Origin of the sequence: Ottowia sp. SB7-C50, from assembly GCF_033110285.1 — a bacterium.
Classification (GTDB): domain Bacteria; phylum Pseudomonadota; class Gammaproteobacteria; order Burkholderiales; family Burkholderiaceae_C; genus Ottowia.
The window spans coordinates 158,752-185,187 of record NZ_CP136995.1; the positions used below are offsets into that span (position 1 = coordinate 158,752).

Genomic DNA, 26,436 nt, shown 5'->3' on the forward strand with positions numbered 1-26,436 from the left:
CCTGTCAATCCATACACGCTTATGGAGGTCTATGCTGGCTGCATTGTGTTTCGCAAGGAGTGATGGATGTCTGCCTTTCGTCGTGCGCTTCCCCTGATGACCGCCGCTGGCCTGCTGTTGTGTGCGTGGCCGCTTTCCGGCGTTGCACAGGAGGCGGCCGCTGCCGTCAAGCTGGCCGGCCGCGCCGTGCCCGAGATCGACAAGCTGCCTGCCGGCCCGCAGCGCGACCTGGTGCAGTACGGGCACGACCTGACGGTGCGCACCTTCGCGCTCATCGGCCCAGAAGTCGCCAACAAGAACATGCGCTACGCCGGCAACAACCTGGCCTGCGCGTCTTGCCACCAGCAGGCGGCCAGCAAGCCGTTTGCCATGCCGTGGACGGGCGTCACGGCCACCTTTCCGCAATACCGCGCGCGCGAAGACGACATCAGCACGGTGGAAGAACGCGTCAACGGCTGCATGGAGCGCAGCATGAACGGCAAGGCGCTGCCGCTCGGCTCACGCGAGATGAAGGCCTTCGTCGCCTACGCGGCGTTTTTGTCACAAGGCATTCCGGTCGGCGCCAGCATCGACGGCGCCGGCATGATGGCCAGCAAGATGCCCAACCGTCGCGCCAACCCGGAAGCGGGCGCGCAGGTCTACGCGGCCAAGTGCGCCGTCTGCCACGGGCCGGACGGCCAGGGCCAGCGCGCCGGCAAGCCCGGCGACGCGAACGGCTACACATTCCCGCCGCTGTGGGGCACGGACACCTTCAACAACGGCGCCGGCATGAACCGGCTCATCATGGCCACGCGTTTCGTCAAGCACAACATGCCGCTGGGCGCCACGTTCGACGCCACGCAACTGAGCGACGACGAGGCGTATGACGTGGCGGCGTTCATGCTGTCCAAGCCGCGCCCCGTCAAGGCCCATCTCGACCGCGACTTTCCCGCGCGCTGGAACAAGCCCGTCGATTCGGCCTTCCCGCCTTACATGCTGGGCGCGACCGCCGACCAGCACCGCTTCGGCCCCTACCCGCCGCTGGTCGAAAAGCAGAAGCAGATGGCCGACGAACTGAAGGCCAAGGCCGCGGCCGCACGCGCCGCTGCGGCCAAGTAAGGCGGCGTGGCCAACGTCATGCCATGAATGGCCGCGTGCGCTCGGTCAACACCGGCCGCGCCGAACGCCTACGCGTAGGCGGAGGCCGTACGGTGTGGAGCGGCATCCGCAAGACGCCGGTCGACGGCGCCGTCCCGGTCGGCGCACTGGGTCTGGCCGGCGACGAACAGGTCGACCTGAACGTGCATGGCGGCATGCAGAAGGCGGTGTATGCCTACCCGGCCGAACACTTGCCGTTTTGGGAGGCCGCGCGCCGCACGCACGGCGTGAGCCTGTTCGACGAGGCGCTGCCGCCCGGTTTCATGGGCGAGAACCTGCTGATCGAGGGGTTGCTGGAGCACGAGGTGTGGGTCGGTGACACGCTGCGGTTTGACGACTGCGCGCTGCGCGTGACGGCCCCGCGCGAGCCCTGCGGCAAGTTCACCGCCGTCATGGGGTTTGCCAGCGCCGGGCGGCTCATGGTGCAAAGCGCGCGCTGCGGCTTTTATCTGGCGGTCGACCAGCCAGGGTCGATCCAGGCCGGGCAGCCGTTCACGGTGGTGCCGGGCCGGCGCGAAATGCGCATCGACGACACGATTCGCGCGCGGTGGCTTAAGCACCGCTGAGCGACCGCATCCGGCGAATCGGGCGCCCCGCCCGCGTCGGAAGCGCAGGCCTGTGCCAAACGCGGCGGCCTCAGTAACCTTATTCGTCCTAGCCATTGCTGCCAACGGTGCCGTGTGCTTTTTTGAATGTTGGTGTCGCGGTGACTTCAGCGATAGCGTTTTCAAGAAAATGCATACGAAACGTTTAGATACAATTAAGCACTTTTGAGCTAGGGAAGGTCTGCGTAATTCGTCCTGCGATGTGCTGAGCGTTGCGATTTCGAGCCACAATCGCCGCCATGAAGCAAGCCGAGCTGGGTCTGAACCTGACCACCAAGCGCACGCGCAAGCGCGAGTTCCTGGCGCAGATGGAACGCGTGGTGCCGTGGGCGGCGTTGGTGGAACTGATCGCGCCCTACGCACCTGAAGGCAGACGGGGTCGCCCGCCCTTTGCCGTGCAGACGATGCTGCGCATTCACTTCATGCAGCAATGGTTCGGCTTGAGTGATCCAGCCATGGAAGAAGCGCTGCACGACGTGCCGCTGTTTCGCGAGTTCGCGGGCCTGAACTGGGATACGGCCGTACCCGACGAAACCACGATCCTTCGATTCCGCCGCCTGCTCGAAGACCACAAGCTCAGCGCCCAGATCCTGGCGCTGGTCAATGAACTGCTGGGCGCCAAGGGCCTGCTGCTGCGCGCCGGCACCGTGGTGGACGCCACGCTGATCGCCGCCCCGAGTTCGACCAAGAACGCCTCGGGCCAGCGCGACCCGCAGATGAAGCAAAGCAAGAAGGGCAACCAGTGGTATTTCGGCATGAAGGCCCACATCGGTGTGGACGCCGACTCAGGCCTTGTGCACACCGTGCGCGGCACGGCGGGCAGCGTCAATGATGTGGTTGAGGCCAATACCTTGCTGCACGGCGAGGAAGTCCAAGCCTGGGGTGATACCGGCTACCTGGGCGCCGACAAGCGGCCCGATGCCAAGGCCGGCGTGCGCTGGAACATCGCCATGCGCCCGGGCAAGCGCAAATTGCTGGATCACGGCCGCCTGAAAGACGAGTTGACCGAGCAACTCGAACGCATCAAGGCCAGCATCCGGGCCAAGGTCGAACACCCGTTTCGGGTGATCAAACGCCAGTTCGGCTATGTGAAGGTGCGCTATCGGGGCCTGGCCAAGAACACGGCGCAACTGCACACGCTGTTTGCGCTGTCCAATCTGTGGATGGCGCGCAAAGCCTTGATGGGCCTGCAGGCATGAGTCCGCCTGCAGGTGGCCGAAAGGCCTCAAAACCGGCCCGCGAAGGCAACGATGTCACTGCGCAGCGGCTCGAAGCAGCATCTCAGATCGATTGGACGCCATCAGCACATCTCAATGTGCATTGCGCAGAGCTTCCCTAGACTTGAAGCTCCAATCTAAAGGTCTGGGGTCTGGCGATGGCAAGCGCATCAATGGCAACGGCTGCTTCGGCAAGCAAAGCATGTTTCGGGGCAATTCGGGGCGCGGCGCGTGCCTTGTCGGCTTCCCGGCGACAGTGGTGGCGCGGGGTGCTGTGCCTGGCCGTGCTGGGGGCCAGTGGGCAGGTGTTGGCGCAATCGGCCGATCTGCTGGTGAACCAGGTGCCGCAGCCGGCGTCCGTTCCTGCTGGCGGCACGGTGGTCTTCAACATTACCGTTACCAACAACGGTCCTAACACTGCTGTGGGCGTCTCGCTGAGCGATACCTTGCCTGCTGGGGCGGTGTTCGTGTCGGTGGCGCCGCCGGCCGGCGGCAGTTGTTCGCCAGCGTCCCCGACAACGACGTTCAGTTGTTCGCTCGGCGACCTCGCCTTCAATGCATCTGCCGTCGTGGCGCTGACGGTGCGCCTGCCGGCGGCCGGCGTCTACGAAAACGCCGTGAACGTGAGCAGCAGTACCACCGATCCGCTGACCGACAACAACACCAACACACGCAGCGCGACGGCCATAGCGGCTGCCGATTTGGTGATGAATGCCGCCACGTCCGTGCCTGCGGCCGGCGTCGCGGCGGGCGCCCCCTACACCTACACGCTGACGATCAACAACGCTGGCCCTAGCGCCTTGCCCCCGGGCGAGGCCGCGACCGTGTCGTTCGACGTGCCCGTGGGTGCGGCCATCACGGCGCTCCCCGGCGGCTCGGGTTGGACCTGCACGCCCGCCAGCGGCTACCCGCTGACCAGCGGCACCGTCAGTTGCACGCGTTCGGACGGCTTGGCCTCCGGCGCGTCCTTCCCCGACGTCACGGTACCGGCGGTCGCCAACGTTTCTGGTACGGTGACGGCCACGTTCAAGGTGGCATCGGCCTTCCCGGATGCCATCACCACCAACAACAACGGTATCGTGACCATCAACACGCTGCCCGGCACCGACATGAGCGTCACCAAGACCGTGAGCCCGAGCGGCACGGTGCCCATCAACCAGCCGCTGACCTACACCATCACCCCGCGTTTCGAAGGCGGTTCGGCACCCGCCAGCGGCACCGGTGAAGTCATCAAGGTGACCGACACGCTGCCGTCGTCGATGGCCAGCATCAGCGTCAGCGCGTCAACGCCATGGCAATGCGCCGTGTCAGGGCTCACCGTGACCTGCACCTACCCCGGACCTTACGCAGGCGGCAACTTCACGAATCTTCCGCCAATCACCGTGACCGCCACGCCGACAGTGGAAGCCAACGCCGTTGCCAATACCGCCACGGTGACGGCGCCGAACGACACCAACACGACCAACGACACTTCCACCGTCGCGGTCGACGTCAGCAACAAGGCGGATCTGACGATCAGCAAGTGGCCGTCGCTCAATCCGGTGAGCGTCGGACAGGGCTACACCTACACCGTGCGCGCGTCCAACAACGGGCCGCTGCCGGTGGCCGCGGGGCAGACCATCACCGTGACCGAAAGCCTGCCTGCCGGCATGTCCCTGGCCGCCGACCCTTCCGGTAACGGGTGGACGTGCGATGCGGGCAGTAGCTTTCCCCGGGCAGGGGCCTTCACACTGACGTGCACGCACAGCGGCCCGCTCGGGGTCGGTGGCAGCTTCGACCTGTACCTGCCGGTCGTCAACTCGACCGCAGCGACGCCGGCCAACAGTGCCTGCGTCGCCCTGAGCGGCACCGGCCCCACGGACGGCATTTCGCACAACGATTGCACCAGCGTCGGCACCATCACCTCCACCACCCGGGCCGACCTGAGCATCAGCAAAGTGGCGTCGGGTCCTGTGTATGTCGGCGAAAACCTGACCTACACCATCAAGGTCACCAACGCTGGGCCTGACCCGTCCACCAACGTCACGGTGTCGGACATGCTCACCAATCTGCTGGCCACCGGCAGCGTGCAGAGCGTGACGGCCTCGCAAGGCAGTTGTACCCCCACGGCCTATCCCGTGGACGCCAGCACGGTCGACGTCAGTTGCAACCTGGGCACGCTGAACAAGGACGGCAGCGCCACCGTCACGCTGGTGGTCCGGCCGGCCAATATCACCTCCACCGACCTCGATCGCGCCAATACCGCCACCGTGCGTTCGCCTGACATCGGCGACCCGAACCAGGCCAACAACGCCGCCACGGCCAACAGCGTCGTGCGCCCGCGTGTGGATGTGACCACGGCCAAATCCGCGCCCGACAAGATCCATGTCGGCGAACCCTTGATCTACACGCTGAACGCCCGAAACGATGGCCCCTCGTCGGCCGCCAACGTCGAGATCATCGACGTCCTACCGTCCATGGCCTCGTTCCTGGCCATTGGCACCCCCACCGGCGGTGGCGCCTGCAACACTGTGCCAACTGTCGGCTCGACGGGCGCGACGCTGAAATGCCAGTGGGCAGAAATCGCACCCAACACGCAGTACCAGGTGACGGTGACGCTGCGGCCTTTGCCTTCAGCAGAGGGCAAGACTATCGTCAACAGTGTCGACATCACCACGACCACCGACGAGCCGGTCAAGACCAACAACACCGCTTCGGCCACTACCGCTGTCACCGCGTCGCTCGCAGATGTCACCGTCACCAAGGTCGACACGCTCGACCCAATTCCGCTGGGTACCGACACCGAATACGTGATCACTGTCACCAACCTCGGTCCGTCGTACGCCAACAACGTGGTGGTGACCGACACCTTCCCCAGCGGCGGCACGTCGGGCGCCACCTTTGCCTATCGCGGTGGTCTGGTCCTGGCGCCTGCGGGCGGCAGCTGCAACGAGCCGGCCGTGGGCGCCACCACCGGCTCGTTGACCTGCAACTTCCCCTCCATCGACATCAACGAGAAGATCACCATCCGCTATCGCATGCAGGCATCGGCCATCGCCGATGCGGCGGCCTATTCGGCCGTCCACTTCAACAGCGTGACGGTCAAGACACAGGAAACCGACCCGGAGCCCAAGAACAACACCGCGGTGGAAAACACCACCACGCGGCGCGATCCAGTGTTGAACGACCTGTCCGTGTCGCTTGTTGCGGACAAGACGCAGGTCGTGCCCGGCACGCCGATCACCTACAACATGACGGTGAAGAATGAGGGCCTCAACGCCATGACGGGCCAAGTGGTGTTCACCGTGCCAGCCGGCCTGAGCTTGCCCGCCTCCGCCGTGCCGGCGAACTGCACGCTGGCGGGCGATCAGCTGACATGCGCCGTCACCAACTTGGCGCCCGGCGCGAGCCTGCTGTTCACCCTGAAGCTGGACGTGCCGGCGACCTACACAGATGGTCCGGCCGTGGCGTCGGCGGTGGTCAGCGCGCCCAATGACCAAGTCTCCAACAACAACAACGCCAGTGTGTCGACACCGTTCGCCAAGGCTGCCAACGTCCCGGTGCCGACGTTGGCGGAATGGGCGCTGTGCCTTCTGGGGCTGCTGGCAGCGGGCACGGGCATGCATCAGATTCGCCTGCGCCGGCCTGGATGAACCAGCACGATCGACATGCCCGAGCGGTCCGCGCTGCGCGCGCAGCGTCGGGTGGGTGGTGACGCAGAACTGTGGGGTTGACCCGTGCAGCGCTGCGACCGCTGCAGCCGGTGACCCTAATTCGACACACTGTTCCTATTTATCTGGCACTGCCAAGACAAATGACGCAGCCACGCCGCGCTTATCGCCACCGCCGCCCCCACCGCCGCGCCGCTGAAGTGCGCCGCATACACCACGTTGAAGCCCCAGCCGTGGTCGAAGCCGACTGGCATGGCCCAGCCGCGTTCCAGCGCCAGCTTGATCAGCAGGCCGCACGCCAGCAGCAGCCCCAGGGGGCGCGTGGCGGGTGTGCGCCACGCACGCAGCGCCAGAATCGCCGCCGCCGCGTGCACAGTCCCCGACAGGCCGTAATAGCCGCCGATGGCGGGCCACGCCAGCAGGGCCAGGGTGCCCAGCGGCCAGGCCAGCGCCAGTGCCAGCGCGTCGGCGCGCGTGGCGTGCAGCGCCACGCCCAGCACGGCCAGCGCGGCCAGCGCGAGCGCATTGCCCACCCAATGGGCGGCGACGGGGTGCAGCAGCGGGGCGGTCCACCACGTCCAGGGCGGCGACCCGGGCGGGCCGCGGCGCCACATCAGTGCGTCGGCCGTCACCCATCCCTGCGCGCACGCCACCCAGGCCAGCGCGGCCCCGGCGATCAGCAGCAGACACAGGGCAGGCCAGGCGCGTGAGAACGCGCGCCGCGCGTTGGCCAGGCGATGAGCCTGCTGCGACAGTCGAACCGGCGCTTGGCCCATCATTCAGTTTGCTTCAAAAATAATAGCTATTCGCGCTGATTTGGCCTGCGCAAGCGCGGGTTTTCATTCAAACACGGCGTGCCACAGCTGCTGGATGGCCTGGCACTCGCGCGCCAGTTGCGGCGGCTCGACCTGGGTCGGCTGCTCGTTCAGCCGCGCCTGGTGCTGCACGCGGCGCAGCGCGCGGTAGGCGTCGGCGGCGTTCTGCCCCACGCCGGCGGGCAGCAGGCCGGCCGCTTCGGCGCGCTGCAGCAGCGCGATGTTGCCCAGGTTGGGCTCCAGCGCCGGGTGCTCGCCGCTGTGCGCCAGCACCAGGTATTGCGTGACGAATTCGGCGTCGACCATGCCGCCAGGGCTGTGCTTGACGTCGAACAGCCCGGCCTTGATCGGGTGTGCCGAGCGCATCTTCTCGCGCATGCCGAAGATTTCGGCGCGCAGCGCGGCGCGGTCGCGCGGGGCGCTGATGACGGCGTGGCGCACGGCGTCGAATCGGGCCTGCAGCGCGGCGGCGTCTTGGGCAATGTCTGTGCCGGGCGCGGCCGGCGGCACCATCCGGGCCCGCGTCATGGCCTGGTGTTCCCAGGTCCAGGCGGTGTTGCTGCCGCGGTTTTCCTGGTAGTCGGCAAATGCCTCGAAGCTGGTGACCAGCAGGCCGCTGCTGCCATTGGGGCGCAGCGCGGTGTCGATCTCGAACAGGTCGCCCTCGCCGGTCTTGACGGTGAGCCAGGTGATCAGCTTGCGCACGAAGGCGGCGTAGATTTCCTGCGCGTTCTCGTGCTCGTCGTCGAACACGAACACGATGTCCAGGTCGCTGCCGTAGCCCAGTTCCTTGCCGCCCAGCTTGCCGTAGGCAATGATGCCGAAGGCCGGCGTGTCGCGGTGGCGCTGGCGCAGGCGCGGCCAGCACCAGCGGCTGGTCAGGCGCAGGATGGCGTCGGCCAGCGCCGACAGGTCGTCGGCCACCTGCTCGACGCTGATGCGCCCCTCGACGTCGCGCACCAAGGTGCGAAACACCTCGGCATGGTGCGCGCGGCGCAGCAGGTTGAGCAGGTTTTCCTCGTCGTCCTCGCCGGTGCGCGCCAGCGCCTCGCGGCGGCTTTCCAGCTCGCGCTCGAAGGCGGCGGCGTCAAAGCGGTCGGCCAGCAGGCTGGGGCTGGCCAGCTCGTCGATGACGCCGGGGTGCTGCATGACGTAGCGCGCCGGCCAGCGCGCCGCGCCCAGCACGCGCAGCAGGCGCTCGTGCACCGCGGGGCGCTCCAGCAGCAGCGCGATGTAGCTTTCGCGGCGCAGCAGCGGCTCGACCCAGTCGGCCAGGCGCAGCACGCCGTCTTCGTTGATGCTGCCGTCTTCCAGCCACTGCGCGGTGCGCTGCAGCAGCCGCGTCAGGCGGGCGCGCGCTTCGTCGCGCAGCGCCAGCACGCGCGGGTGCTGGGGCCAGTCGGCCATGCGTTCGCGCACGCGCTCGGGGAAGGCGGCCAGCGCGGCGCCGATGTCGGACGAGGCCACGCGCGCCTCGCCGTTGGCGTTTTTCTGGCAGCTCTTGCAGGGCGCGTCGCCGCCCAGCAGGCGGTCGAATTCCTGCGCCACGAATTCGCGGTGCGCGTCCAGCTCGTGCAGGAAAGGGCAGGCGCTGTCAAAGCCCAGCGTGCGCGCGATCCATTCCAGGTCGGCGTCCTGCGTCGGCAGCACGTGGGTCTGCTGGTCGTCCAGGTACTGGATGCGGTGCTCGACCCGGCGCAGGAACACGTAGGCGCGCGCCAGCGCGTCAGCGGTTTCGGGCGGCATCAGGCCGGCGCGGGCCACGCGTTCCAGCGCCTGCAGCGTCGGGCGCGTGCGCAGTTCGGGAAACTGCCCGCCGCGCACCACCTGCAGCAGCTGCACGGTGAATTCGATTTCGCGGATGCCGCCGCGCGACAGCTTGACGTCGTTGGCGCGCTCGGGCCGGCCCGCGCTGCGCTTGCTGGCGTGGCTGCGGATCTGGTCGTGCAGCGTGCGCAGCGACTCGAACACGTTGTAGTCGAGGTACTTGCGGAACACGAAGGGCAGCACCACGCCGCGCAGCGCCTGCGCCGAGCCGCCCGCGATGGCCGCGCGCGGGGCGATGGCGCGGCTTTTCATCCAGGCAAAGCGCTCCCATTCGCGGCCTTGCACCAGCATGTACTCTTCCAGCGCGTCCAGCGAACACACCGTGGGCCCCGAATTGCCGTTGGGCCGCAGCGCCAGGTCGACGCGGAACACGAAGCCGTGCTCGGTGGTGTCGCCGATCAGGCCGTAGATCAGCTTGACGGCGCGGGTGAAGTATTCCTGCACCGAAATCTGGCCGCGGCCGTCGTCGCGGCCGGTGGTCTCGCCGTCCTCGTCGTAGATGTAGATCAGGTCGATGTCGCTCGACACGTTGAGTTCGCGCGCGCCCAGCTTGCCCATGCCGATCACCCACAGCTGGGCGCGTTCGCCGCGCTCCGTCATGGGCGCGCCGTGGCGCTCGTCCAGCTGCGCGAAGGCGGCCTGGCAGGCGGTGTCTAGCGCCAGTTCGGCCAGCTCGGTCACGGCGCGCGTCACCTGCTCCAGCGGCGCGGCCTGTTCGCAGTCCAGCACCACCAGCCGCTCCATCACCAATTGCCGCAGGATGCGCAGCGCGGCGCCCGTGTCGTGCCCTTCGGCGGTGAGGCGCGCCAGGCACTCGGCCATGGTGTCGCGGGTCGGCGCGCCGGGCGCCAGCAGCGGCAGCTCGACCTCGTAGCGCCGGCGCAGCCGCTGCACCAGGCGGGAATGGGCGGCCTGGCCGGACGTGCCCTTGGCCACGGGCTCCGGGCGGGTTAACAAAGCGTCACCGTCGGGGTTCGAACCTTGTAGTTCGGCGCGGGTCATAATTTGTATCGCTCCTTCGAGGCCAGGTGCGCGGCCGAGGCTCCCATCGAGGGCGTTCGTCACCCGGGGTCAACACCTCGCACTTGCCTGTAAGCCGTTGATTCAGTCGTCCCTCAAGCTTGCTGCCATCGTCATGCGATGGGTGCTGCGCGGCCTGGCCGTGCTGCTCGTGGGACTGGCGCTCGCCACGGCCGTCCTCCATTGGGGCATTGTGCCGCGAATCGACGAGTTCCGCCCCCGGCTGGAACAACTGGCCTCGCGCGCCATCGCCGCGCCCGTCACCATCGAGGCCATCGAGGCCGAATCCAACGGCCTGGTGCCGTCGGTGTCGCTGCGCAACGTGCGCGTGCACGACCCGGCCGGGCGCGCCGGCCTGCACGTGCCGCGCGTGCTGGTGGCGTTTTCGGTGCTGTCGCTGGGCCAGGGCCGGCTGGAGCAGTTGGTCATCGACGAGCCCGAGCTGGAGCTGCGCCGCACCGCCGACGGCCGGCTGCTGGTGGGCGGCATCGACCTGTCGGGCGACGCCGAAGGCAATGCCGACGCGGCGGACTGGTTCTTTTCGCAGCCTGAATTTCTGGTGCGCGGCGGCCGCGTGCGCTGGGTCGACGAGCGGCGCGACGCCCCGCCGGTGCAGCTGACCGACGTGCAACTGGTGGTGCGCAACGGCTACGGCCGCCATCAGTTGCGGCTGGATGCCACGCCGGCCCCCGACTGGGGCGAGCGCTTCACGCTGATCGGGCAGTTTCGCCAGCGCGTGTTCTCGCGTCACCCCGGCTTCTGGCGCGAATGGGACGGCCAGGGCTACGCCGATTTCAAGCGCATCGACGTCTCGCGCCTGCGCGCCTACGTCGACCAGCAGGCCGACTGGGGCGTCGACCTGCAGAACGGCCATGGCGCGGTGCGCCTGTGGGTCGATACCCGCCAGGGCGCCCTCACGGCCGCCACCGCCGACGTGGCGCTGGGCGCGGTGGCCGCGCGCTTTGGCCCGCAGCTGGAGCCGCTCGCCTTTGCCTCGCTGACCGGCCGGCTCGGCTGGCGCGATCCGGGCGGCGGTGCCGAAGTCAGCACGCGCAACCTGCACTTCGTCGACGCCGACGGCCTGGCATGGCCCGGCGGCAACGTGCAGTTGAGCTACCGCAGCGGCGACGGCCAGGCCGCCGGGGGCGAGCTGACGGGCGACAAGCTTGACCTCGCCGCGCTGGCCAAGATCGCGCGCCGCCTGCCGCTGCCGCCCGCGGTGCACCAGCGCCTGGCCGACCACCCGGTGCAGGGGCTGGTCGAGCGCATCCACGCGCGCTGGGACGGCGCGCTGGACGCGCCCGCCCACTGGCGTGTGACCACGCGCGTCAGCGGGCTGAGCGTGGCGCCGCTGCCGGCCCCCGCGCGCGCCGATGGCGTGGCGGTCGAAGGCATTCCGGGCATCGAACGCGCCGTGCTCGACCTGGACGCGCAGCCCACCGGCGGGCAGGCCAGCCTGACGGTGCGCGACGGTGCGCTTACATTTCCGGGCGTGTTTGCCGAGCCGCGCATTCCGCTGGCCGATCTGGCGCTGCAATCGCGCTGGCGTGTGCAGGGCGAGCAGATCGAGGTCGACGTAGACCAGCTCAAGCTGCACAACGCCGACGCCACCGGCAGCTTCAAGGGGCGCTGGCAGACGCTGGCCGGGCAGCAGGGGGCGAAGCGCTTTCCGGGCGTGCTGGACCTGACCGGCAGCTTCACCCGTGCCAACGGCGCGCGCGTGCACCGCTACCTGCCGCTGGGCATTCCGGCTGAGGCACGCGACTACGTGCGCAGCGCCGTCGCGCGCGGTGAGGCGCGCGACTTTGCCGTGCGCGTGAAGGGCGACCTCAACCACGTCGGCGACAGCCAGCCCGCGCCGGGCAGCGAATTCCGCTTTGCCGGTCAGGTGCAGGGCGTCACGCTGGCCTACGTGCCGCGCGCGCTGCAGCCGGCCGGCCAGCCGCCCTGGCCGGCGCTGGAAGACCTGGCGGGCGAGCTGGTCTTCGACCACAACAGCATGCAGGTCAGGAACGCCAGTGCGCGCGTGCAGGGCCACCCGGGCTGGCAGTTCCACCGCGTGCAGGCCGACATCGCCGACCTGATGCACACCCGCGTGCGGGTCGACGCCGAAGGGCGCGGCACCCTCACGTCGGCGCTGGGCATCGTCAACGCCTCGCCGGTGGCGGGCTTCATCGAACACGCGCTGGACCGCGCCAGCGCCAGCGGCGACGCCGGCCTGCGCCTCAAGCTCGACCTGCCGATCGACCGCATCCGCGAAGCCAAGGTCGAAGGCCGTGCCACGCTGCACGGCAACGACGTGCGCATCACGCCCGATTCGCCGGCGCTGGCGCAGGCGCAGGGCGCGGTCACCTTCAGCGACACCGGCTTCGCGCTGCAGGACGCCCGCGCGCGCCTGCTGGGCGGCGAGGCGCGCCTGTCCGGCGGCACCTCCAGCGCGCCCGGCGGCCCGACGGTGGTGCTGCGCGCCGCCGGCACCGCCAGCGCCGAAGCGCTGCGCGAGATGGCCGACTGGGCCCCGCTGCCCGGCGTGGCGCGCCAGGCCAGCGGCAGCGCGGCGTACGAGGCGCAGATCGGCTTTCGCGCCGGCGAGCCGGACGTGCTGGTCACCAGCGACCTGCGCGGCATGGCGTTTGATTTGCCCGCGCCGCTGGCCAAACCCGCTGACGCCGCCTGGCCTTTGCGCTATGAAAGCGGTAGCGTCAATGGCGCGCCGGGCCGCCAGCGCTATCGCGTGGCGGTGGCCGATCAGCTGACGGTGGAGTTTGAGCGCGACGGCGCCAGCGGGCGCGTGCAGCGCGGCGTCATCGGCGTCGGCCCGCAGGCGCAGCCGCAACTGGCGCTGCCGGCCAGCGGCGTGCTGGCGCGCGTGCACCTGCCGCGCCTGCAGACCGATGCCTGGGGGGCCGCCTTGGGCAAGGTGTTCGGCGGCGGCGGCAGCGACGCCGCGTCGGCGCTGGCCGACGGCGGCTTCGTGCCCACCGCGTGGTCGCTGCGCGTGGGCGAGCTGCAGGTGGACGAGCGCACCCTGAACGACGTGGCCGCCACCGGCACGCGCGAAGGCAACACCTGGCGCGCCGATGTGCAGGCGCGCGAACTGGCCGGCCGCGTCGAATACAGCGGCGGCGTGGGCGACCGGCCGGGCAAGGTGCTGGCGCGCCTGTCGCGCCTGAGCATTCCCGCCAGCAGCGTGGGCGAGGACGAAAGCATGCTGGCCCGCCCGCCCGCCAACCTGCCGGCGCTGGACGTGGTGGTGGAGCAGTTCGAGCTGCGCGGCAAGAAGCTCGGCCGGCTGGAGATCGAGGCTGTCAACCACGACGTGGCGGCCGCGCGGCAGACCAGTGCGCTACAAGAATGGGAGCTGAAGAAGCTTGCCATTCGTGCGCCAGAAGCCACTTTTACCGCCAGCGGCCAATGGGCGGCGCTGGTGCGCGGCGCGCCGCCGCCGCTTGACCCGCGCGCGCCGCGCGAACGCGGCGACCCGCGCCGCACCGCGCTCGACTTCAAGCTGGACGTGCGCGACGCCGGCGGGCTGCTGGCGCGCTTCGACATGCCCGGCGTGCTGGCGCGCGGCAAGGGCAGCATGGAAGGCACGCTGGACTGGCGCGGCGCGCCACTGTCGCCGCATTACCCCAGCATGTCTGGCAAGCTGCACCTGGACATCGGCGCCGGGCAGTTCCTCAAGGCCGACCCCGGCGTGGCCAAGCTGCTGGGCGTGCTGAGCCTGCAGGCGCTGCCGCGCCGGCTCACGCTCGACTTCCGCGACGTGTTCAGCACCGGCTTCGCGTTCGACTTCATCCGCGGCGACGTCGAGGTCGCGCGCGGCATCGCCACCACCAACAACCTGCAGATGAAGGGCACCAGCGCCGCCGTGCTGATGGACGGCAGCGCCGACATCGACAAGGAAACGCAGAACCTGCGCGTGCTGGTGGTGCCCGAACTCGACGCCGGCACCGCGGCGCTGGTGGCGACGGCGATCAACCCGGCCATCGGCATTGGCGCCTTCGTGGCGCAGCTGGTGCTCAAGCGCCCGCTGGTGCAGGCCGCCACGCGCGAATTCCACGTCGGCGGCCGCTGGGACGACCCGCAGGTCACCGCCGTGCGCGCGCGCCCCGGCCCCACGCCGCGCGCCGAAGCCGGCTCCGCGCCCGCGCCTGCGGCCGCCACCGCGCCCGTCGACGCGCCTTTGCCAGAGGACAAGCCATGAAAGTCGCCGCCATCCAGATGGTCTCCGGCCCGCACGTGGCCGACAACCTGCGCGACGCCCGCGCGCTGCTGGCCGAAGCCGCCCGCGCCGGGGCCGAGCTGGCCGTGCTGCCCGAATACTTCTGCGTCATGGGCCACCGCGACGCCGACAAGCTGGCGCTGCAAGAGCCGCTGGGCGGCGGCCCCATTCAGGACTGGCTGGCCGCCACCGCGCGCGCGCTGGGGCTGTGGATCGTCGGCGGCACGCTGCCGCTGTCGTGTGAGCCGCGCGACGAACAGCGCGTGCGCAACGCCAGCCTGGCCTTCAGCCCGCAGGGCGAGCGCGTGGCCTGCTACGACAAGATCCACCTGTTCAAGTTCGACGACGGCACGCGCACCTATGACGAGGCGGCGGTGCTGGCGCGCGGCAGCCAGCCCACGCTGTTCGACCTGCCTTCGCGCGACGGCCACCGCTGGCGCATCGGCATGAGCGTGTGCTACGACCTGCGCTTTGCCGAGCTGTACCGCGCCTACGCCGCGCAGGGCGCCGACCTGCTGCTGGTGCCCAGCGCCTTCACCTACGTCACCGGGCAGGCGCACTGGGAAGTGCTGCTGCGCGCCCGCGCCATCGAAAACCTCAGCGGCGTGATCGCCGCCGCGCAGGGCGGCGTGCACGACAACGGCCGCCGCACCTGGGGCCACAGCATGGTGGTCGACGCCTGGGGCCAGGTGCTGGCGCAGCACGCCGAAGGACCGGGCGTGGTGCTGGCCGATCTGGACGCCGCCGCGCTGGCCGCGCGCCGCGCACAACTGCCGGCGCTGGCGCACCGGGTATTGGGCTGATGGCGCCGTGGCGCGCGGCCAGTTCAGGCCCTGATCGGCCGTCTGCGCTTTCCAGGACTGCGCAGACAGCTATCTAAATAGTAGCAACCCTGGCGCCGCGCCGCCGCCGCGTTCTACACTTGCGCCATGACCGACATGCATTCGTGGCCGACCCCTCTGCCGGGGCATGGCGCGCCCGCGAATGCCTGGCGCCGCCGCGGGCTGTGGGGCATGCTGGTGCTGGTGGTGGTCGGGCTGCTGGCCACGCTGGTCTGGCTGGCGCGCAGCTACGAGATGGAGCAGACCCAGCGCGACCTGGAGCGTGACAACACCTACGCCGCGCAGGCGCTGCGCCAGCGGCTGGCGCGCAACCTGCAGGACCTGCACGGCCTGGCCGCCACGCAGACCGAGGCCGTCGGCTGGACCGCGGCCGCCGGCTCCATGCTGGGCGAGCACCGCGAATGGCTGCGCCTGCAGTGGCGCGACCCCCAGCTGCAACTGCTGGCGGCGGTCGACAGCCCCTACTACGCGCCGCTGCCGGCGCCCGACACGGACCTGCTGCCCAACGTCGACCTGGGCCAGGCCTGCGCGCAGGCGGCCAAGACCGCGGGGCCCGTCTACGCGCCCAGCCGCTTTGTGCCGCGCCCCGGAGGGCTGGGCGACGAGGTGATGGAGCTGTGCCTGCCGATCCTGCAGGGCACGCAGCTGCAGGGCTTCCTGATCGCCGCGCACACGCTGGAAGGCGTGCTGTCGCAGCTGCCCGTGCAGCTGACGCGCGGCCAGAGCGTCAGCCTGACCGAGCTGGACGGCACCCGCCTGGCGGTGCAGGGCGCGCCCCGGCGCGGCACGCGCGTGTTCGTGGCGCAGCAGGTGCTGGACTTGCCCGGCGCGCCCATGGTGCTGCGGCTGGAAGGCGCGCGCCAGCTGCCCGACGTGTTCCCCAACGTGCTGACGGCGCTGGTCACCGGCCTGTCGATCGCGCTGGTGACGGTGCTGGTGCTGCTGGCGCGCGACTTCCGCCGCCGCCAGGCCGCCGAGGCCGAACTGGCGCAGGCGCTGAGCTTTCGCAAGGCGATGGAGGATTCACTGGTCACCGGTCTGCGCGCGCGCGACCTGCAGGGCCGCATCACCTACGTCAACCCGGCCTTCTGCGCCATGGTGGGTTACGAGCCGCACGAACTCATCGGCCGCGGCGCACCCATGCCCTACTGGCCGCCCGAGCACGCGCACGAATACGGCGAACGCCAGGTACAGCGCCTGGCCGGCCAGGCGCCGGGGCGCGACGGCTTCGAATCGGTCTTTCTGCGCAAGGACGGCACGCGCTTTCCGGTGCTGATCTTCGAGGCGCCGCTGATCGCCGCCGTGGGCAAGCAGACTGGCTGGATGAGCGCCGTGATGGACATGACCGCGCTGCGCCGCGCCGAAGAGCTGTCGCGCTCCAGCCAGGAGCGCCTGCAGGCCAGCGCGCGCCTGGCCACCGTGGGCGAAATGGCGTCGCTGATGAGCCACGAGCTGAACCAGCCGCTGGCGGTGATCTCCAGCTACGCCACCGGCTCGCTCAACCTGCTGCAGGGCGGCCCGGCGGCGGGCGCCGACGCCGCCATGCTGCACGACGTGCGCACCGCGCTGACCCGCATCGCCGACCAGGCCGGGCGCGCCGGCAAGGTCATCCACAGCGTGCGCGACCTGGTGCGCCAGCGCAGCACCGCGCGGCAGGCCGTGGCGCCGCGCGAACTGGTCGACACCGTGCTGCCGCTGGTGCAGCTGCAGGCCCGCAAGCTGGACGCGCTGCTGCAGGTCGACGTGCCACCCACCTTGCCGGCGGTGTGGTGCGAACCGACCATGATCGAGCAGGTGCTGATCAACCTGGCGCGCAACGGCCTGCAGGCCATGGACGGCCTGCGCGGCACGCGCGTGCTGCAACTGCGTGCGCGCAGCGTGCCCGGGCGCGCGTCGGTCGAATTCAGCGTGGCCGACAGCGGCGACGGCATCCCGGACGACATCGCCTCGCAGCTGTTCACGCCCTTCTTCACCACCAAGCCCGAAGGCATGGGCCTGGGCCTGTCGCTGTGCCGCACCGTGGTCGAGCAGCACGGCGGCACCCTGCGCCACGCGCCGCAGTCGCCGCGGGGGACGGTGTTCAGCTTTTGGCTGCCGGTGGCGCGCTGAAGGGCGTTCGGCTCGGGTCGACGGCGCCCTCGCCCATCCGATGCATCCGATCAGGGCGCGTCGGCATGCGCTATCAGCAAGGCCTGGTGAAACGCCTGCGCCGCACGCGCCGGTTGCGGCGAGCGGCGCAGCACGCTGACGAAATCACAGGCGTAGTGCAGCGTTGCTGGGTGGATGGCGCGCATCAGCCCGCGCTGCACAAAGGTGTCGGCATAGTGGTCGGGCAGAAAGCCGACGAAGCGGCCCGACAGGATGAGCGTGGCGATGGCTTCCTGCTCGTACGCCGTGGCGGCGCGGCGCAGCTGGCGGCCGTGGGCCAGTTCCATGTTGGGTGAGTGGTAGCCCAGGCCGGCAAAGTCTTTTCTGGCCCGCAGCCCTGGCCAGTCTAGCAAAGTTTGCTCTGATTCATATAGCGCGTGCCGCTGACCGGCGTACAGGTACATGGTCTCGCTGAACAGGCTGTCGTAGCGCAGGCTGGCCGACGCACGGTGCGCCGGGATGACGCCGACCGCGAAGCTGCCGTCCATCACGCCGCGTTCGATGGTCTGGATGCTGCCCACGTGCAGGTGCAGCTTCACGTCGGGCGCCTGGCTGGCGAAGGCGGCGATGGCCGCGTGGATGCGCGCGGCCGGGTTGCTGGCCGTCTTGTCAAACAGCGCCACGTGCAGCGCGCCGCCCATGCGGTCGTGGATGTCATCGACGCTGGCGCGAAAGCCGTCCACCGCAGCCAGCAGGTGCAGGGTCTCGTCGTACACGCGCTGGCCTTCGGGCGTGAGCGCGAAGCCGGCCCGCCCGCGCCGGCATAGCGTGAGGCCCAGCCGCGTCTCCAGGTCCTTGAGGTGGCGGCTGACGGTGCTGGTGCCGATGTTCAGCTCCAGCTCGGCCGCCGACAGGCCGCCGCATTCGACCACGGCCTTGAACACGTGCAGCAGGCGCAGGTCCATGTCGCTGACCTGGCCGAGCACGGCGCGGGTGCGGGGCGGATGTGGGGATGACGGGGGGACTGCGGGGGCCACGGTGAGCACAATCGCAAGGGACGTGGGCTTTTTATCACGCTGCTTGCCTTCCAAAGTCAACCAAAAGCCGATTTTGTGAACTTTTGGCTTCAAGTCAGTACACTACTGTCGTCGGCAGACGGTGCATCCGTCGGCATTTGTAAGGGAAGAAAGCGCATGACATCGATCACAGTGACACGCAAAGCGACCCAATACCAAACCCGGGCAACTCGTCGCGTGGCCGCCGTCATGGGCGCTGCGGGCCTGATGGCCTTGGCGGGGCCGGCGTCGGCGATCAATGGGTCGGGGACGTGGACCATCAGCACCACCAGCGCGCAACAAATCACCGGCACCTACACCACCCCTCAAGGCGACGCTGGCGCTTACACGCTCACGCGTACCGGGTACGACGGCTACCAAAGCGATGTGACTTTCACCTCGCCCGCCACCGGGCTTTTGGCCCATAACGGGGCATGCAACGCCATCACTGCGGGGGGGGTGCTCGTCTGGCGGCGATACGTTCACCTACCAGTTGACGCTGACCCCGACCAACCCCAGCATTCCCTTGGTGACCGAGGTGGTTCAGGGCGTCCCGACCAGCAACTTGGGGAACAGCGAGCCCGGCCGAATGACGCTGACCTTTTCGGGCACCGGCGTGCTGGCTGCCAACCCGGCGGTGCCGCTTCACTTCACGAACGGCACAGACTGGCCTGCGGCAGGCAATGAGGAGCAGGTGCGCGCTTACCCCAGCCCTGCTGCCAATCCGACCTACCCCATCAGCCAAGCCACACTGGGCGCCAGCTACCCGGCGTTGACCGTGGGCTCGCCCATCACCAGCGACAGCAGCATGCAGCTGTTTGCCGTATTGAACGTCGACAGCGGCTATCGAATCGACCTGCTCAATTCGACCAGTATCACGGTCAGCTACGTTGGCAACATGCAGAACAACGCGCATTCGGTTCCGGCAATCAACACCGCGCTTGGCGAAACCTACAACGAATGGATCGGCTTCGGTGTGCGCAGTCTGCCTCTGGCTAAAGACGACAGTTATTCAGTCACCAATGCCGCGGCCGCGGCCGCGACCACGGCGTCGGTGCTGGTCAACGACAGCGTGGGCGGCGTGTCGGGGCCCGCCGCGGGCACCTATTCGCTGACGCCGGGCACAGCGCCGGTGCCCACGGCAGGCAGCATCACGATGAACCCCGACGGCACCATCACCATCGCGGTCGGCACCACGCCCGGCACCTACAGCTACCCCTACACACTGTGCGACACGCGCGGCGCCACACCATCGTGCGTGACGGCCATCGCCACCATCACAGTCACAGCGCCCGCCATTCCGGCCGCTGTCCCGGTGGGCCCCTGGTGGTTGCTGCTGCCCCCGGTGCTGATGGCGGGCGGCTGGTCGATGCGGCGCCGACGCGAACAGCGCTGATGAGCAAGGGGCCATTCGGCCCCTTTTTTCATGGCCTCGTCCTGCGAGGGCTTTGCTTGCACTAATCCGCAAGTGAACATGAATATTTCCATATTTGAAAAGCTTGGCTCTTGCGCACACAATGGGCTGACGCCAAGCGCCGCCATGGCGCGATGTCGCCAAGCCGTCCCGAGGAGACACCCATGAGCACCGCCACCCAAGCCGCACCCAAAATCCAGTCGCGCCCCGACGCCGCCTGGCTCGACGCGCACTGGATGCCCTTCACCGCCAACCGCCAGTTCAAGCGCGACCCGCGCATGATCGTGGCGGCGCAAGGCGCCTACTTCACCGACGGCGACGGCCGGCAGGTGTTCGACGGCCTGTCGGGCCTGTGGTGCAGCGGCCTGGGCCATGGCCGGCGCGAGATCGCCGAGGCCGTGGGCAAGCAGGCCGCGCAGCTCGACTACGCGCCGGCCTTCCAGTTCGGCCACCCGCTGTCGTTTGAGCTGGCCAACAAGCTGAAAGCTTTCACCCCCGCCGGGCTCGATTACGTCTTTTTCACCGCCAGCGGCTCCGAAGCCGCCGACACGGCGCTGAAGATGGCCCGCGCCTACTGGCGCCTGAAGGGCCAGGGCGGCAAGCAGCTGCTGGTGGGCCGCGAGAAGGGCTACCACGGCGTCAACTTTGGCGGCATCTCGGTTGGCGGCATGGTGGGCAACCGCAAGCTGTACGGCACCGCCGTGCAGGCCGATCACCTGCCGCACACCCAGCCGCCCATGGGCACCTTTGCCAAGGGCCAGCCGGCCGAAGGTGGCAAGCAACTCGCCGACAAGCTGCTCGATCTGATCGCGCTGCACGACGCCAGCAACATCGCCGCCGTCATCGTCGAGCCCTTCAGCGGCTCGGCCGGCGTGGTGATTCCGCCCGTGGGCTATTTGCAGCGCCTGCGCGAAATCTGCACCCAGCACGACATTCTGCTGATCTTCGACGAAGTCATCACCGGCTTTGGCCGCTGCGGCACCAAGACGGGCGCAGACGCCTTTGGCGTGGTGCCCGACATCATGACCTTCGCCAAGCAGGTCACCAACGGCGTGCAGCCGCTGGGCGGCGTGATCGCCAACAAGGGCATCTACGACACCTTCATGGCCGCCGGTGGGCCGGACTACATGCTGGAGTTTGCGCACGGCTACACCTACAGCGCACACCCCGTGGCCTGCGCCGCCGGCATCGCCGCGCTGGACTTGCTGGAGCGCGAAGACGGCGTGGGCCGCGTGAAGGCCCTGGCACCGCACTTCGAGGCCGCCGTGCACAGCCTGAAGGGCGCCAAGCATGTGCTCGACATCCGTAACTACGGGCTGGCGGCCGGTTTCACCATCGAGTCGCTGCCCGGCGAGCCGGCCAGGCGGCCCTACGAAATCGCCATGCACTGCTGGAAGGCCGGCTTCTACGTGCGCTACGGCGGCGACACGATCCAGCTGGCGCCGCCTTTCATCAGCACGCCCGCGGAGATTGATCGGCTGGTGAGTGCGGTGGGGGATGCGCTGAGCGCGACGGCCTAAGGCCGCGTTGCTTCAGTTACGCTTGATGGTTGACGACTCTGTCCAAGGAGCACGCATGCGTCCCTCCATCGTCCTCGACGCCAAGCGAAGCGCGGTTCGTGAAGCCACCAGCCGCCATCGCGCTGCCAATCCGCGTGTGTTCGGGTCGGTGCTGCACGGCACGGATCGCGATGGCAGCGATATCGATCTGCTGGTGGATGCGCTGCCTGGAGCGACCTTGTTCGATCTGGGCGGTCTGCAGGACGAACTGGAGTCGCTGCTTGAGCTGCGCGTCGATTTGCGCACACCCGCCGACTTGCCGCCCAAGTTTCGTGCGCAGGTCTTGGCAGAGGCGCAGCCCGTATGAACGACAGCCGTCTTCACGACTATCTGGATCACATGCGACAGGCAGCGTCGGACGCTTGCGGCTTTGTAGCTGGCTTGGACAAGCAGGCGTTCCTTCAAGACAAACGCACCCAGCAGGCCGTCATCATGAGTCTGGTCATCATTGGCGAAGCAGCCACCAAATTGATGGACAGTCATGAAGCGTTCGTGCAAGCGCACCCCATCGTGCCCTGGCGCAGCATGCGCGGCATGCGCAACCGCATCGCGCACGGCTATTTCGACATCAACCTCGATCTGGTGTGGGAAACGGTAGGTACCGCACTGCCGGAACTGCTCGAGCAGCTTCGTGACATCGGTCCGGATTGAACTCACTTATTGATAGCTTTGAACCCAGTCCGGAACTGGTCAGACAGCATTTTTACCGAGAAACAACATGCAGCACGACAAACCCGTCACCCAAACCCTCGGCCACCTCATCGACGGCCAGATCGTCCACGACACGGCGCGCACCCAGCCCGTGTTCAACCCCGCCACCGGCCAGTCCAGCCTGAACGTGGCGTTGGCTTCCAAAGCCACCGTTGAGCAAGCCATCGCCAGCGCCGACAAGGCATTTCCCGCCTGGCGCAACACGCCGCCCCTCAAACGCGCGCGGGTGATGAGCAAATTGAAAGTGCTGCTGGAAGACAACGCCGACAAGATCGCCGCCATGATCACCGCCGAGCACGGCAAGGTGCTGAACGATGCGCATGGCGAGCTGCAGCGCGGCATCGAGAACGTGGAATACGCGAGCTACGCGCCCGAGTTGCTCAAGGGCGAGCACAGCCGCAACGTTGGTCCCGGCATAGATTCGTGGGCCGAGCATCAGGCGCTGGGCGTCACCGCCGGCATCACGCCGTTCAACTTTCCGGCCATGGTGCCGCTGTGGATGTGGCCGATGGCGGTGGCGTGCGGCAACACCTTTGTGCTGAAGCCCTCCGAGCGCGACCCGTCGAGCGCGCTGTTCATCGCGCAACTGGCGCTGGAAGCGGGCCTGCCGCCCGGCGTGCTGAACGTGGTCAATGGCGACAAGGAAGCGGTCGATGCGCTGCTGCACGACCCGCGCGTGAAGGCCATCAGCTTTGTCGGCTCTACGCCCATCGCTGAATATATTTATAGCGAAGGCACCAAGCACGGCAAGCGCGTGCAGGCCCTGGGCGGAGCCAAGAACCACGCCGTGGTGATGCCCGACGCCGACGTGGCCAACGCCGTGACAGCCATGATGGGCGCCGCCTACGGCTCGTGCGGCGAGCGCTGCATGGCCGTGCCGCTGATCGTGGCGGTGGGCGATGAAGTGGCGGACCAGATGATCGAGGGCCTCAAAACCGAGATCGCCAGGATGAAGGTCGGCCCCGGCACCGACAACGGCAACGACATGGGGCCGCTGGTGACCAAGCCGCACTTTGAAAAGGTGCGTGGCTACGTTGACCAGGGCGTGAAGGAAGGCGCCACGCTGCTGGTCGATGGCCGTGGCCTGAAGGTGAAGGGCCACGAGGACGGCTACTTCCTCGGCCCCTGCCTGTTCGACCACTTAAAGCCCGGGATGGTGATCTACCAGGAAGAAATCTTCGGCCCGGTGCTGGGCATCGTGCGCGTGAAGTCGCTGGATGAAGCCATGCAGCTCATCAACGACCACGAATACGGCAACGGCACCTGCATCTTCACGCGCGACGGCGAGGCGGCGCGCCACTTCACCGACCACATCCAGGTCGGCATGGTCGGCGTGAACGTGCCGCTGCCGGTGCCGGTGGCGTACCACAGCTTCGGCGGCTGGAAGCGCAGCCTGTTCGGCGACCTGCACGCCTACGGCCCGGACGCGGTGCGCTTCTACACCAAGCGCAAGACGATCACGCAGCGCTGGCCGTCCAGTGGCGTGCGCGAAGGGGCGGTGTTCAGCTTCCCCAGCAGCCGCTGATCGCAGGCGGCGCCGCGCTGTTCAGCGCGCCACCCAGCCGCCGCACACCGGAAACACCTGCCCCACAAAGCAATCGGCCGCCGGGCTGCACAGGTACGCGGCAAACAGCGCGTCTTCGCGCGCGCCCACCAGGCGGCCCAGCGGCACCTCGCGCTTCAGGCGCTCCTGAAAGCGCGGGTTGGCCTGCACTTCGGGCGGGAAGTAGGTGGGGTTGTCGACAAAGTTCTGCGCAATGGCGTTGACCTGCACGTTATGGGGCGCCATCTCCACGCCCACCGCCTGCACCCACGCCAGTTGCGCGCCGCGCGCGGCGCTGTAGCTGGCGCAGCGCTTCATGCCGCGCAGGGCGGCGGCGCTGCCCATCACCAGAAACTTGCCGGCGCGGCGCGCCATCATGGCCGGCAGGGCCGCGCGCGCCAGGCGCGGCAGCGGGTCGACCAGCGCGGCGAAGGTGGCGCGCCATTCGTCGTCGCTCACCGCGTCAACGGGTGTGGTGGGCGCTTCAAACGCCAGGTTGGCGACGAGTGCGTCGATGCGGCCGGCCTGCGCCACCACGTCGGCGGCCGCATCGGGCGCCAGCAGCGGCTGGGTGCTGGCGATGACTTCGGCGCCCTGTTCGGCAAACACGGCGCACAGGGCCGGCCCCATAAAGGCGTCGGCCTGGGTGATCAGAATGCGCTGGCCTTGCAGCGGCTGGGGCATGGTCGGGCTCCTCGTGTGTGGGGGCGCACCGCAGTGCGGCGGCGTGTCGCCAACGATAGCCGATGTGGCTTACCCCACCCCGCGTACGGCGGGCATGCATGCCCGCCCTGCGTGTCACGCAGGCGCCCAGCCCTCGACCCATCTGCCCCGGTTGCTCCTGGATGGATAGCGATCAATGCCCAGCCCACGGGTGGAAATGTCCGGCCGTCGCCCCAGCGCCAGATCGGCCACCAGCTTGCCCGAGCCCGCCGCCATGGTCCAGCCCAGCGTGCCGTGGCCGGTGTTGAGCAGCAGGTTGTCAAAGCGCGTGGCGCCGACGATGGGGGTGCTGTCGGGCGTCATGGGGCGCAGACCGGTCCAGAACTCCGCTGCGGGCAGATCGCCGCCGCCGTCGAACAGGCCGCGCGTCACCATCTCCAGCGTGGCGCGGCGCGCGGGGTTCAGGCCCAGATCAAACCCGCCCAGCTCGGCCATGCCGCCGACGCGGATACGTTGGTCGAAGCGCGTGATGGCCACCTTGTAGGTTTCGTCCATCACGGTGGAGCGCGGCGCGCGGGCTTCGTCAATGAGCGGCACGGTGAGCGAATAGCCCTTGACCGGGTACACCGGCAGATCGAGCCCCAGGTTGCTAAGCAGTTCGCGCGAATAGCTGCCCAGCGCCAGCACCACCCGGTCGGCCTTCAGCACCTCATCGGCCACGCCGCGAAGCAGCACGCCGGTGATGCGCTCTCCATCTTGTAGCAATTCCTCAATGCGCGCACCGAAGCGAAAGCGCACGCCCAGCGCCCGCGCGGCGTCGGCCAGTTGCGTGGTGAAGCGCTGGCAGTCGCCGGTTTCGTCACCCGGCAGGTGCAGGCCGCCGACCAGGCCGCGCGCGTGCGCCAGGGCGGGCTCGACGTCGGGCAGTTCATCGGCGCGCAGTAGGCGATAGGGCACGCCGCATTCCTGAAGCACGGCGGTGTCGCGCTGCGCCGCCTGCAGTTGCGCGGCGGTGCGAAAGACTTGCAGCGTGCCCAGGGTGCGCTGCTCGTACTGGATGCCGAGGTCATCGCGCAGGGCGCGCAGGCAGTCGCGGCTGTATTCAGCCAGGCGCGTCATGCGCTCCTTGTTGACGGCGTAGCGCTCGGCCGTGCAGTTGCGCAGCATGGCGGCCATCCAGCGCAGCTGGAACAGGCTGCCATCGGGCCGGATCGCCAGCGGGGCGTGCTTCTGGAACAGCCACTTCACGGCCTTCAGCGGAATGCCGGGCGCGGCCCACGGCGTGCTGTAGCCGGGCGACACCTGGCCGGCGTTGGCAAAGCTGGTTTCCAGCGCCACGCCGGGCTGGCGCTCCAGCACCGTCACGTCGGCGCCCGCGCGCGCCAGGTAATACGCGGTGCTGACACCGATGACACCGCCGCCGAGAACCAGGACTTTCATGCTTGCCTCCGCTTGTGTTTGACTTTGAATGGACTCATTCAAGTCTAGGCAAATGTCACCAAAAGTTTTGCCGAAGTCGCTGGCTTTTGGCTGAATTTTCAGCAAAATACGCTGATGAACATGGATTGAACGGTGATTTATATGGACATCGACCGCATCGACCGAAAAATCCTCGACATCCTGCAGCGCGAGGGCCGGCTGTCGATCACCGAACTGGCCGAGCGCGTGGGCCTGTCCACGTCGCCCTGTTCCGAGCGGGTGCGGCGGCTGGAACGCGCCGGTGTCATCCGCGGCTACAGCGCCAACGTCGATCCCGCCGCGCTGGGGCGGCCGCTGCTGGTGTTTGTGCAGCTCACGCTGTCGTCCAATTCGGGCGAGGTGTTCGAGCAGGTGCGGCGCGAACTGCTGCACGAGCCGCGCGTGCTCGAATGCCACCTGGTCTCTGGCGCGTTCGACTACCTCATCAAGGCACGCCTGTCGGCCATGAGCGAGTACCGCGACCTGCTGGCGCAGATCCTGCGCACGGTGCCGGTGCCGGCGCAGAGCAACAGCTATGTGGTGATGGAGGAGATCAAGGAATCGCTGGTGCTGCCCGTGGACGTGGCAGCACCCGCGCGTTGACCGA

18 protein-coding genes are annotated in these 26,436 nt (G+C 68.6%); 13 read left to right on the top strand and 5 right to left on the bottom strand.

Going from position 1 to position 26,436, the window contains the following annotated elements; translation table 11 throughout:
- The first annotated feature begins 66 nt into the window (after positions 1-66).
- The 4 genes from R0D99_RS00785 (at position 67) to R0D99_RS00800 (ending at position 6,591) form a co-directional block, all read left to right on the top strand.
- On the top strand, positions 67-1,098 hold the full coding sequence (locus tag R0D99_RS00785) for a c-type cytochrome (RefSeq protein WP_317749532.1): 1,032 nt from the start codon (positions 67-69) through the stop codon (positions 1,096-1,098).
- 23 nt (positions 1,099-1,121) lie between these two features.
- Complete coding sequence (locus R0D99_RS00790) at positions 1,122-1,703, top strand: MOSC domain-containing protein (protein WP_317749533.1); 582 nt, start codon at positions 1,122-1,124, stop codon at positions 1,701-1,703.
- A gap of 278 nt (positions 1,704-1,981) precedes the next feature.
- A complete protein-coding gene (locus R0D99_RS00795; RefSeq protein WP_317749534.1) occupies positions 1,982-2,941 on the top strand; it encodes an IS5 family transposase in 960 nt (319 codons plus the stop codon).
- Between the two features lie 287 nt (positions 2,942-3,228).
- Complete coding sequence (locus R0D99_RS00800) at positions 3,229-6,591, top strand: DUF11 domain-containing protein (protein ID WP_317749535.1); 3,363 nt, start codon at positions 3,229-3,231, stop codon at positions 6,589-6,591.
- Positions 6,592-6,707: 116 nt separating this feature from the next.
- Here the strand turns inward: R0D99_RS00800 and R0D99_RS00805 are convergent, their stop codons facing one another.
- Together R0D99_RS00805 and glnE are read right to left on the bottom strand one after the other, a co-directional pair.
- A complete protein-coding gene (locus tag R0D99_RS00805) occupies positions 6,708-7,388 on the bottom strand; it encodes a hypothetical protein (RefSeq protein WP_317749536.1) in 681 nt (226 codons plus the stop codon).
- A gap of 60 nt (positions 7,389-7,448) precedes the next feature.
- On the bottom strand, positions 7,449-10,253 hold the full coding sequence (gene glnE / locus R0D99_RS00810) for a bifunctional [glutamate--ammonia ligase]-adenylyl-L-tyrosine phosphorylase/[glutamate--ammonia-ligase] adenylyltransferase (protein ID WP_317749537.1): 2,805 nt from the start codon (positions 10,251-10,253) through the stop codon (positions 7,449-7,451).
- A gap of 133 nt (positions 10,254-10,386) precedes the next feature.
- Between glnE and R0D99_RS00815 the strand changes: the two genes are divergently transcribed.
- From R0D99_RS00815 to R0D99_RS00825, 3 genes are all read left to right on the top strand, one after another.
- A complete protein-coding gene (locus R0D99_RS00815) occupies positions 10,387-14,478 on the top strand; it encodes a YhdP family protein (protein ID WP_317749538.1) in 4,092 nt (1,363 codons plus the stop codon).
- Positions 14,475-15,299 carry a carbon-nitrogen hydrolase family protein gene (locus R0D99_RS00820; protein ID WP_317749539.1) on the top strand — a complete coding sequence of 275 codons (825 nt, stop codon included), beginning with the start codon at positions 14,475-14,477 and terminating at the stop codon, positions 15,297-15,299. The genes R0D99_RS00815 and R0D99_RS00820 overlap by 4 nt, the downstream gene beginning before the upstream one ends.
- 126 nt (positions 15,300-15,425) lie before the next feature.
- Complete coding sequence (locus R0D99_RS00825) at positions 15,426-17,447, top strand: sensor histidine kinase (protein WP_317749540.1); 2,022 nt, start codon at positions 15,426-15,428, stop codon at positions 17,445-17,447.
- A 50-nt stretch (positions 17,448-17,497) separates the two neighbouring features.
- Here R0D99_RS00825 and R0D99_RS00830 read toward each other — a convergent pair whose 3' ends face one another.
- Positions 17,498-18,391: a LysR family transcriptional regulator gene (locus R0D99_RS00830; RefSeq protein WP_317751165.1), complete on the bottom strand. Its 894-nt coding sequence runs from the start codon at positions 18,389-18,391 to the stop codon at positions 17,498-17,500.
- 679 nt (positions 18,392-19,070) lie between these two features.
- Here R0D99_RS00830 and R0D99_RS00835 point away from each other — a divergent pair.
- The 5 genes from R0D99_RS00835 to R0D99_RS00855 all read left to right on the top strand — a co-directional run bounded on the left by R0D99_RS00835 (position 19,071) and on the right by R0D99_RS00855 (position 23,690).
- Positions 19,071-19,877 carry an Ig-like domain-containing protein gene (locus R0D99_RS00835; RefSeq protein ID WP_317749541.1) on the top strand — a complete coding sequence of 269 codons (807 nt, stop codon included), beginning with the start codon at positions 19,071-19,073 and terminating at the stop codon, positions 19,875-19,877.
- Positions 19,878-20,059: 182 nt separating this feature from the next.
- Positions 20,060-21,415: an aspartate aminotransferase family protein gene (locus tag R0D99_RS00840; protein WP_317749542.1), complete on the top strand. Its 1,356-nt coding sequence runs from the start codon at positions 20,060-20,062 to the stop codon at positions 21,413-21,415.
- Between the two features lie 55 nt (positions 21,416-21,470).
- Positions 21,471-21,761, top strand: a complete 291-nt coding sequence (locus R0D99_RS00845) for a nucleotidyltransferase family protein (RefSeq protein WP_317749543.1) — start codon at positions 21,471-21,473, stop codon at positions 21,759-21,761.
- The gene (locus R0D99_RS00850; protein ID WP_317749544.1) at positions 21,758-22,105 is read left to right on the top strand and encodes a DUF86 domain-containing protein; all 348 of its coding nucleotides are present in this window, start codon (positions 21,758-21,760) and stop codon (positions 22,103-22,105) included. The genes R0D99_RS00845 and R0D99_RS00850 overlap by 4 nt, the downstream gene beginning before the upstream one ends.
- Before the next feature lie 67 nt (positions 22,106-22,172).
- Positions 22,173-23,690 (top strand): CoA-acylating methylmalonate-semialdehyde dehydrogenase, encoded by a 1,518-nt coding sequence (locus R0D99_RS00855; protein ID WP_317749545.1) that lies wholly within the window; start codon positions 22,173-22,175, stop codon positions 23,688-23,690.
- A gap of 21 nt (positions 23,691-23,711) precedes the next feature.
- Here the strand turns inward: R0D99_RS00855 and R0D99_RS00860 are convergent, their stop codons facing one another.
- Entirely contained in the window at positions 23,712-24,392 is a 681-nt protein-coding gene (locus tag R0D99_RS00860) for an SDR family oxidoreductase (protein ID WP_317749546.1), read from the bottom strand.
- A 114-nt stretch (positions 24,393-24,506) separates the two neighbouring features.
- On the bottom strand, positions 24,507-25,811 hold the full coding sequence (locus R0D99_RS00865) for a D-amino acid dehydrogenase (RefSeq protein ID WP_317749547.1): 1,305 nt from the start codon (positions 25,809-25,811) through the stop codon (positions 24,507-24,509).
- Between the two features lie 141 nt (positions 25,812-25,952).
- Here R0D99_RS00865 and R0D99_RS00870 point away from each other — a divergent pair, with 141 nt between their 5' ends.
- Complete coding sequence (locus tag R0D99_RS00870) at positions 25,953-26,432, top strand: winged helix-turn-helix transcriptional regulator (protein ID WP_317751166.1); 480 nt, start codon at positions 25,953-25,955, stop codon at positions 26,430-26,432.
- The last annotated feature ends 4 nt before the right edge of the window (positions 26,433-26,436 follow it).